8 protein-coding genes are annotated in these 7,906 nt (G+C 70.1%); 3 read left to right on the top strand and 5 right to left on the bottom strand.

Features of this window, described 5'->3' with window-relative positions:
• Nucleotides 1-504 precede the first annotated feature (504 nt).
• Nucleotides 505-1,794, bottom strand: a complete 1,290-nt coding sequence (gene tyrS, locus ACZ6SF_RS19850; RefSeq protein WP_466063601.1) for a tyrosine--tRNA ligase — start codon at nucleotides 1,792-1,794, stop codon at nucleotides 505-507.
• A 120-nt stretch (nucleotides 1,795-1,914) separates the two neighbouring features.
• Complete coding sequence (locus ACZ6SF_RS19845) at nucleotides 1,915-2,535, bottom strand: DNA-3-methyladenine glycosylase (RefSeq protein ID WP_466063600.1); 621 nt, start codon at nucleotides 2,533-2,535, stop codon at nucleotides 1,915-1,917.
• 161 nt (nucleotides 2,536-2,696) lie between these two features.
• On the opposite strand from ACZ6SF_RS19845, the gene ACZ6SF_RS19840 reads away from it, so the two are divergent.
• Genes ACZ6SF_RS19840 through ACZ6SF_RS19830 form a run of 3 tightly spaced genes read left to right on the top strand, consistent with a single transcriptional unit; the run spans nucleotide 2,697 to nucleotide 4,902 of the window.
• Nucleotides 2,697-3,428, top strand: coding sequence for an ABC transporter ATP-binding protein (locus ACZ6SF_RS19840; protein WP_466063599.1), 732 nt, complete (start codon nucleotides 2,697-2,699; stop codon nucleotides 3,426-3,428).
• A complete protein-coding gene (locus tag ACZ6SF_RS19835) occupies nucleotides 3,425-4,261 on the top strand; it encodes an ABC transporter permease (protein WP_466063598.1) in 837 nt (278 codons plus the stop codon). The genes ACZ6SF_RS19840 and ACZ6SF_RS19835 overlap by 4 nt, the downstream gene beginning before the upstream one ends.
• Nucleotides 4,258-4,902, top strand: coding sequence for a TetR/AcrR family transcriptional regulator (locus ACZ6SF_RS19830; RefSeq protein ID WP_466063597.1), 645 nt, complete (start codon nucleotides 4,258-4,260; stop codon nucleotides 4,900-4,902). Before ACZ6SF_RS19835 ends, ACZ6SF_RS19830 begins: the two co-directional genes overlap by 4 nt.
• A 7-nt stretch (nucleotides 4,903-4,909) precedes the next feature.
• On the opposite strand, the gene ACZ6SF_RS19825 is transcribed toward ACZ6SF_RS19830, so the two are convergent.
• From ACZ6SF_RS19825 to ACZ6SF_RS19815, 3 genes are read right to left on the bottom strand one after another with little or no spacing between them, the layout of a single operon-like run.
• Nucleotides 4,910-5,143 carry a Trm112 family protein gene (locus tag ACZ6SF_RS19825; protein ID WP_466063596.1) on the bottom strand — a complete coding sequence of 78 codons (234 nt, stop codon included), beginning with the start codon at nucleotides 5,141-5,143 and terminating at the stop codon, nucleotides 4,910-4,912.
• A gap of 4 nt (nucleotides 5,144-5,147) precedes the next feature.
• Nucleotides 5,148-5,702: a GtrA family protein gene (locus ACZ6SF_RS19820; protein ID WP_466063595.1), complete on the bottom strand. Its 555-nt coding sequence runs from the start codon at nucleotides 5,700-5,702 to the stop codon at nucleotides 5,148-5,150.
• On the bottom strand, nucleotides 5,699-7,906 hold the full coding sequence (locus ACZ6SF_RS19815) for a hypothetical protein (protein WP_466063594.1): 2,208 nt from the start codon (nucleotides 7,904-7,906) through the stop codon (nucleotides 5,699-5,701). The genes ACZ6SF_RS19820 and ACZ6SF_RS19815 overlap by 4 nt, the downstream gene beginning before the upstream one ends.

The following is a 7,906-nucleotide window of genomic DNA, read 5'->3' as shown; positions in this document are numbered from 1 at the left end:
CGCAATCAAAAGTAAACACTAGAGTCCGAAAACCTAGCAAAACAATCGCCAGCTGGAATTTAGCTGACATAAATGTTCGGCCCTCCACACGGGGGTATGAAGAACCGAAACCAAATCAAAAATTTGGCACTGACATTCATCAACACACTATTGAGTTCTCAAAGAACACACGCACATGCTTCAGCGTCTGGGTTGAACCAGGGCTTCAGTAAGGCAGGTTTTCTAGCTTAACCGGCCAGTGGCTCAGAGTCAAACTCCGCATCTTCGGCCGATCCGCCAGGCGCTCATCGTACAACCTCGTTGTCCCTGGTCCCTCCGGCTCGGCGTTTCCGCCTCGCTCCGGGCCCCTGGTCGGTGTCCGTGTCGCTCTGACCTGGATTAAGTTACGCGGCGGAGAACGCTACGTCAAATCGCCACTTCGGCACCGCATCTGCCCAGCTCAGAGGCTCGCGGATGGACGATCCAGCGGGCCGGGCCACACAAATGTGACCCAGCCCACCAAGATCAATGCGCCGAACCGCGGTGAACCCCTGCGAAATTGCGCTTCCCGCGGCGCAGGACGAGCCACCGTCCATGCAGGTAATCGCTGCTTTCCGGAGTCCATTCGAGGTCCTTGACGCGCTCGTTGTTCACCGACGCGCCGCCTTCGTTCACGGTCCGGCGAGCCGCACCGCGGCTTTCACACAGACCGGAGGCGACGAGCAGGTCGACGATCGTGTCCCGACCCGGAACCACCTCGGCGACCTCGCCCTCGCCGGCGGCCTCGCGCAGCGCGGCCGCCAGTGTCGGCTCGTCGAGTTCCCGCAGTTCGGCGCGGCCGAAGAGGGCCTGGCTCGCCAGTTGCACGGCGTGGGTGTTGCGCTCGCCGTGCACCAGAGTGGTCATCTCGGCGGCGAGGCGGCGTTGCGCCTCGCGGGCATGGGGGCGTTCGGTGGTCGCTTCCTCCAGCTCCGCGAGTTCGTCGCGTTCGAGGAAGGTGAACCAGCGCAGGTACCGCACGACATCGGCGTCCGCGGTGTTCACGAAGTACTGGTACCAGGCGTACGGGCTGGTGAGTTCCGGGTCGAGCCACAGGCTGCCGCCGCCGGTGGATTTGCCGAACTTCTTACCGTCGGCCGAGGTCACCAGCGGGACGGTCAACGCGTGCACGGCCGCCCCGTCCACCCGGCGGTTGAGTTCCACCCCGGCGATGATGTTGCCCCACTGATCCGAACCGCCGACCTGCAGTACGCAATCGTGGGCGCGGCGCAGCTGCAGGTAGTCGTTGGCCTGCAGCAGCATGTAGCTGAACTCGGTGTAGGAGATCCCCTCGCCCTCCAGCCGTCGTTTGACGGTGTCGCGGGCGAGCATCACGTTCACCGAGAAGTGCTTGCCGAGGTCGCGCAGGAAATCGACCGCACTCAGCGAGGCGGTCCACTCCATGTTGTTCACGATGAGGGCACCGGTCGGCGAATCGTCGAGATCCACGAATCGCTCGAGCTGGCCCCGGATCCGCTCCGCCCACTGCGCGACGGTGTCGGCGGAGTTCATGGTGCGCTCGCCGACCTCGCGCGGGTCGCCGATCAGCCCGGTGGCGCCGCCGGCCAGCACGATGGGCCGGTGCCCCGCCCGCTGGAAACGTTTCAGCGCCAGCAGCGGAACCAGATGACCGGCGTGCAGGCTGGCCGCGGTGGGGTCGAACCCGGCATAGAGATTGCGCGGGCCCGCGGCCAGCACCTCCCGGAGCGCGTCGAGGTCGGTGGACTGCGCGATGAGACCGCGCCAGGTCAGTTCGTCGATGATGTCGCTGCTCACGGGTTCATCTTCGCGCACCGCCGCCCCGCGGCACGGCACTGCCCGCCCGGAGGGCACCGGCCGGGCGGGTTCCGGCGATGCCTCGCGCGCCGGATCGACCGGCGGTCCGGGCGGCGGCGGTCAGGCGGGCTTCTGGATACGCGGAGCCCGCGGACTGCGGCGATAGGCGGAGACGGCGGCGGAATCACGGAGCCAGACCCGCCACGGGCGGTCGGCCTCGGCGCTTACGCCCACCCGCGGCCCGCTGGCGATGAGGGCCGGATCGACCGGCGGACCGAGTTCGAGGCGGATCTCCGATTCGGGATCGAACAGATCGGTGCCGTAGTCGGCGAGTCCGATACCGAGCGCACTGCCCAGGTTGCCCGGCCCCCGGGCCAGGTCGTCGGCGCCGCGGGCGGCGGGTCGGCGGGCGCGGGCGAGGTCGTGCCCGGTGAGGATCTCCGCCGAACGGAGCAGGACCCCGCTGGCGACCCCGTCCGGCCCGCTGATGACGTTGACACAGGTATGCATCCCGTAGCTCAGATAGCAGTACAGATGCCCCGGCGGCCCGAACATCGCCGCGTTGCGCGGCGTCCGGCCGCGCCCGGAGTGGGCGGCCGGATCGTGCCAGGGTCCCGCCGGGTCACCGCCGTAGGCCTCGACCTCCACCAGCCGGGCGGTGACCGGGCCCGACCGCAATGTGGCGCCCAGCAGGCGGCGGGCGGCCGCCGGCGGATCGACGGCCAGCTCCTCTGCACTCACCCGCTGGATTGTCGCAGCCCGTCCGGACCTTTCGCGACCGGGCCGGGCCGCCGGGCAAGGGGGCCGGATCATCCGCACCGGAGTGGGGGTTGTGCCGCGGGCCCGGATGGCGAAGAATTCACCAAAGGGTGAATTCAACACGCGATGAATCGAGGCGGGCCATGTCCGATACCGGCGCGCAGGCCGCGGTGGATGTACGGGACCTCACCGTGCGACGCGGCAAACGCGAAGTGCTGCACAATATTTCGCTGACCATTCCGAAGGGGTCGATCACCGGTCTACTCGGGCCGTCCGGGTGCGGTAAGACGACCCTGATGCGCAGTATCGTCGGCACCCAGATCGTCGCCGGCGGTGAGATCACCGCCTTGGGCCTGCCCGCGGGCAGCGCCGGGCTGCGGCGCCGGATCGGGTACGTCACGCAGGCGCCGAGCATCTACTCCGATATCTCCGTCCGTGAGAACGTCGCGTATTTCGCGGCGCTCTACGGCGCCGAGCGGGAGTCGGTGGATACCGCACTCACGGCGGTCGGCCTGCTCGATCACGGCTCCCAGCGCGGAGACGAACTGTCCGGGGGGCAGCGGACCCGGGCTTCGCTGGCCTGTGCCCTGGTGGCCGCGCCGGATCTGCTGGTCCTCGACGAGCCCACGGTGGGATTGGACCCGGTCCTGCGGGTGGACCTGTGGAAGCAGTTCCGCGAACTGGCCGCCGCGGGGACCACGCTGGTGGTCTCCAGCCATGTGATGGACGAGGCCGAACACTGCGACCGGCTGCTGCTGATGCGCGACGGGCATCTGCTCGCCCAGCTCAGCCCCGCCGAACTCCGCGAACGCACCGGCGAGCAGAACCTCGAACAGGCCTTTCTCGCCCTCATCACGATCGGAGCGCCCGCATGAGCGAGCAGCGCACCGCGGCGGCCCCGGGGCACCCCGGCCCCGCCGCCCGGACCCCGGCCCCGGCCTCCGGACCCCGGCCGCTGCGGGCCTACCTGGCGACCACCGGCCGTATCCTGCGGCAGTTGCGCAACGACCGCCGGACCGTGGCCATGATCCTGGTCGTTCCGGCGCTGCTGATGACCCTGCTCTATTTCATCTATCAGAACACCCCGGCGGGGCCGCAGCAGACGCTGAGCCTGTTCGACCGTGTCGGGATCAGCATGCTGGGCATCCTGCCGTTCATCGTCATGTTCCTGATCACCGCGATCGCGATGCAGCGGGAACGCACCTCCGGCACGCTGGAGCGCCTGCTCACCACACCGCTGAGCAAACTCGACCTGCTGGCCGGTTACGGCACCGCGTTCTCGATCGCGGCCGCGGCGCAGGCCGCGGTGGCCTGCCTGGTGGCGTTCGGCCTGCTGGATCTCGACGCGGCCGGCAGCCCGGCGTGGGTGGTGCTGATCGCAATGGTGGACGCGGTGCTGGGTGTCGCGCTGGGTCTGCTGTGCAGCGCGTTCGCGCGGACGGAGTTCCAGGCGGTGCAGTTCATGCCGGTGGTGGCGGCCCCGCAGATCTTCCTGTGCGGGCTGCTGGTCCCCCGCGAGCAGCTGCCGGACTGGCTGCGCGTCATCAGCGATCTGCTGCCGTTGAGCTATGCGGTGGACGCCCTGCAGGAAGTATCGGTGCACACCGACCCCGGCGCCGCCATGTGGTGGGATCTGGCGGTTGTCGCGGCGTTCGCGGCCGTCGCGCTGGCGCTGGGTGCGGCGACGCTGCGCCGCCGCACCGCATGAGTCCCACCGGGCCCGGCGCCCGCCCGGCGGGCCGGTCCGGCCGCCGGTCGGGCCGGCCGGAGACGCGGGAGGCGATTCTGGCCGCGGCACGGGAACGGTTCGCCCGCAACGGATTCGACAAGACCTCGATCCGGTCGGTGGCCGCGGACGCCGGAGTCGATCCGGCACTCGTGCACCACTACTTCGGGACGAAACAGGATCTGTTCGGGGCGGTGGTGGAGCTACCGGTCGATCCGGAGGTGGTGCTGCGGCAGTTCGACGCCGCGCCGATGGACCGGCTCGGGGAGACCATCGTGCGCGCGGTGGTGGGGTTGTGGGATTCTCCGGCGGGCGCCGGCGCGGTGGCGCTGGTGCGCACCATGGTCGCGGGCGGCGACAGCTCACTGACCAGGGATTTCCTGCTATCGGTGATTCTGGAGCGGATACGGCAGCGGATCGCCACCGATACCGACGACGGGCGGGTCCGGGTGGGCCTGGTGGCATCGCAGATCACCGGGCTGGTGCTCACCCGCAAGATCCTGCACCTCGGCGCGATGGCGGAAATACCGCTGGACGACCTGGTCACCGCGGTGGGCCCCACGGTCCAGCGTTACCTCACCGGCGAGATCGGCCCGGACCCGCGGCCGCGCCGCGAGCCCTGACCCGGGTTCATTCGCCGTACTGCCGCGCGAAATCCGCGTGTTCGGCGTCGTCGACACTGCGCGCCTCGTCGGCCAGCAGCACCGGGATACCGCTGTCGATCGGGTAGGCCAGCCGCAGGCGCGGGTTGTAGAGCACATCCGCGCCGTCGGCCGTACGCACCAGATGCAGGGGGCCCTTGTCCTGCGGGCAGGCCAGCAGGGCGAGCAGGGTGGGATCCAGGATGGTTTCCTCCGACGACATGGGATCAACCTACCGGGCGGCGGAACGAGACGAACCGGTGGCCGAAGTAGGTGCCGACGGCCACCGCGCCCATCACCGCGACAGCGGCGGGAGCCCGCGGGAAACCCAGGCCCGTGACGGCGAATTCCAGCAGGCAGGCATTGGCGAGCAGGCCCCCGCCGTTCACCGCGGCGAATCCGAGGAAATCGCGCACCACCCGGCCGCGCACCCGGAACACCAACCGGCGATGCAGGACGAACGCGATGCCGATTCCGGTGAGATACGCGGCCACCACCCCGGCCGACGGCGGCACCGAAGGTCCCAGCACCTGCAGCCAGGCCACGGTGAGGCCGATACCCATCACCGTGTTCACGGCGCCGACCACCGCGAACGCGAGTTCCTGCCGGCGCAGCAGACGCAGGAGCGGGCCGGGGCGAGCGCCGGTTCCGGGCGGGGAATCCGGGTCGGCCGTGGAGGCGGCCCCCGCCGGGGTGGCGCCGGTACCGGCGGGACGGGAGGCGACGGCGGTCGGTACCGGATGTCCTCCGGCGCGGCCGGGGCGGTCCCGGTGGCGGGTCACGACCGGACGGCCAGCAGGTCGGGCCGCCCGGCCTCGGGCACCGGGCCGGGCACCTCGGACGGGTTGTCGCGGCGGCGGGTGGTGATCACGAAGAACACCTGCAGGATCAGCAGTCCGAGCAGGCCCAGGGCCGCACTCGCGGCCCCGATCTTCCAGCCCGGCGGGCGCCAGGTGAGGTCGAGTTCGCCGTCGCGGGTGCCGGGCGGTATGTCCACCGCGACGAAGCTGTCCGCCACCACGTCGATGGGCAGCGGCCGGCCGTCGAGATGAGCGCGGTACCCCGGCCAGCCCAGCCGGGCGAAGACGAGACGTCCGCCGGTGGGCGAATCCACCCGGACGCGGCTGGTGGTCGCGGCTTCCGCGGTGGCCCGCACCTCGACGCCTTCGCTGTGCGATACCCGCCCGGCCCGGCCGGATACCGGCCCGGACGCGCGTTCCAATACCGCGATGTAGTTCTCGTGGCCGGGATAGTCGACCCATTTCCAGCCGATCGGGGCCGGCTCGTCCCGGGCGCTGGGATACAGGGCGCGCTGCAGGACGACCCGGTCGATCAGCATCAGGTCCACCGGGGGCAGGCCGGTTTCCGGTTCCGGGGCGAAGGCGCGGCGGTAGGCGTCCGGGCAGACGCTGGTGTCCCAGCGCATACACAGCAGGTGACCGAAATGGAAATGGCCGTTGGGCGTGTAGCCGCCGACGTAGTCGAGCTCCAGGTTCTTGGCGTAGTTGCCGAATACCAGGGACCCGTAGGCGCCGGCGAGTGTCCGGTCACCGGCCGGGATCAGCGCGCGATCACCCAATTGCAGGGTGGTTCCGTCGAAATCGGGGAACGCGGCCTTCATCTCGGATCGTTTCGCGGGCAGTTCCCAGCTCATCGGGGTCGGTTGCGCGACGAGTACCTGGACATACGCGATCGGCGCCACGGCCGCCAGCGTCAGCAGGCAGGCCGCTGCCGGACCGCGGCGCCGGGCGAGCACCACCGCGGCCGCGCCCAGCGCACCGACCACCGCGGCCGCCGCCAGATGCCCCGTCGCCTCGTCCGGGGCCGCGCCCAGCGACCGCAACAGCAGCAGCACCACCAGCGCGCCCGCGGCGAGACCGCGGCGGCGGATCCCCGCCACCGTCCCGCATCTGCCGAGCAGTACACAGACCAGCACCAGCAGGGCCAGCGCGAGCATGGGTAGTACCCGGGCCGGCCAGCGCAGCGGTCCCATCGTCCCGGGACCGGCGGTCCACAGCAGCATCAGCACCGCGAACAGGGCGGGGCCGCTCAGTTCCCGGGCGAGCGCCCGCGCCCGCCGCCAATCGACGAACGCCAGCGCCGGCACCAGGAACCAGGCGATGTAGACCATCGGCAGCGGCTGTACGTAGCCCCACCACGAGGTGAACGCGGGCAATGTACTGGGCAGACTGGCGTTCAGGGATTCCGACCAGGGGACGGTGAGGAACTGGTCGTTGTGGATCTCCGAGGCGCCGCGCCAGGTGACATCGGCGGTGAGCAGACTCGGCAGATAGGTGGCCAGACCGGCCAGTCCGGCGCAGACCGACACCAGGGCGAGCCGGATCAGCGGCGCCCGCTCCCGGCGATACACGAACTCGCCCACCAGGACACAGCCGAACAGGACGGCGGCCTCCACCGCCGGGAACACGTACTGCACCGAGATCGTGAGGTACAGGAACACGAACACCGGGACCGGCCCGCCGCGCCCGCGCGCGTAGCGCACCCCGGACGCCCACGCGTGCACGAGCCAGGCCGTCCCGGTGAACGCGGTCATCCAGCTGGCGGCATCGAAGAACAGCAGAAAGCCACTGCAGGGGAAGGCCACTCCCGCCACCGCCGACCAGGCGGGACGCCCGCCGTACACCAGACACACCCGGTAGACGCCGAGGCCGAGAATCACCCCGAACACCATTTTTACCAGGGTCGCGTAGAGGGCCAGATCGTCGACGGTCACGGCCAGCAGATCGATCAGCAGTTGCGGCGGATTGAGCAGGCCCGCTTCCTCGATCGCGTAATTGCCCGCGAGCCAGTGCTCGGGCACCAGGACCGGGAACTTCCCCTCCCACAGGGAGCGGCCGGTCATCACCCACAGCGGCGCGTACTGGGCCTCGGTGTCGTCGGTGTAGAAATGCCGGGGATTCGCCAGGAGCACGGCCGCATACGCGGCGATCACCCCGGCCGCGCACACCAGAGCCCACCGAAGCAC

The organism is Nocardia sp. NPDC049935, assembly GCF_055586645.1.
This window is presented reverse-complemented; position numbering and strand designations above follow the sequence as displayed.

Excerpts from the sequence above, each read along its gene's own strand:
- ACZ6SF_RS19840 (WP_466063599.1), top strand. The coding sequence starts at position 2,697 with ATGTCCGATACCGGCGCGCAGGCCGCGGTGGATGTACGGGACCTCACC.
- ACZ6SF_RS19825 (WP_466063596.1), bottom strand. The coding sequence starts at position 5,143 with ATGTCGTCGGAGGAAACCATCCTGGATCCCACCCTGCTCGCCCTGCTG.
- ACZ6SF_RS19835 (WP_466063598.1), top strand. The coding sequence starts at position 3,425 with ATGAGCGAGCAGCGCACCGCGGCGGCCCCGGGGCACCCCGGCCCCGCC.
- ACZ6SF_RS19830 (WP_466063597.1), top strand. The coding sequence starts at position 4,258 with ATGAGTCCCACCGGGCCCGGCGCCCGCCCGGCGGGCCGGTCCGGCCGC.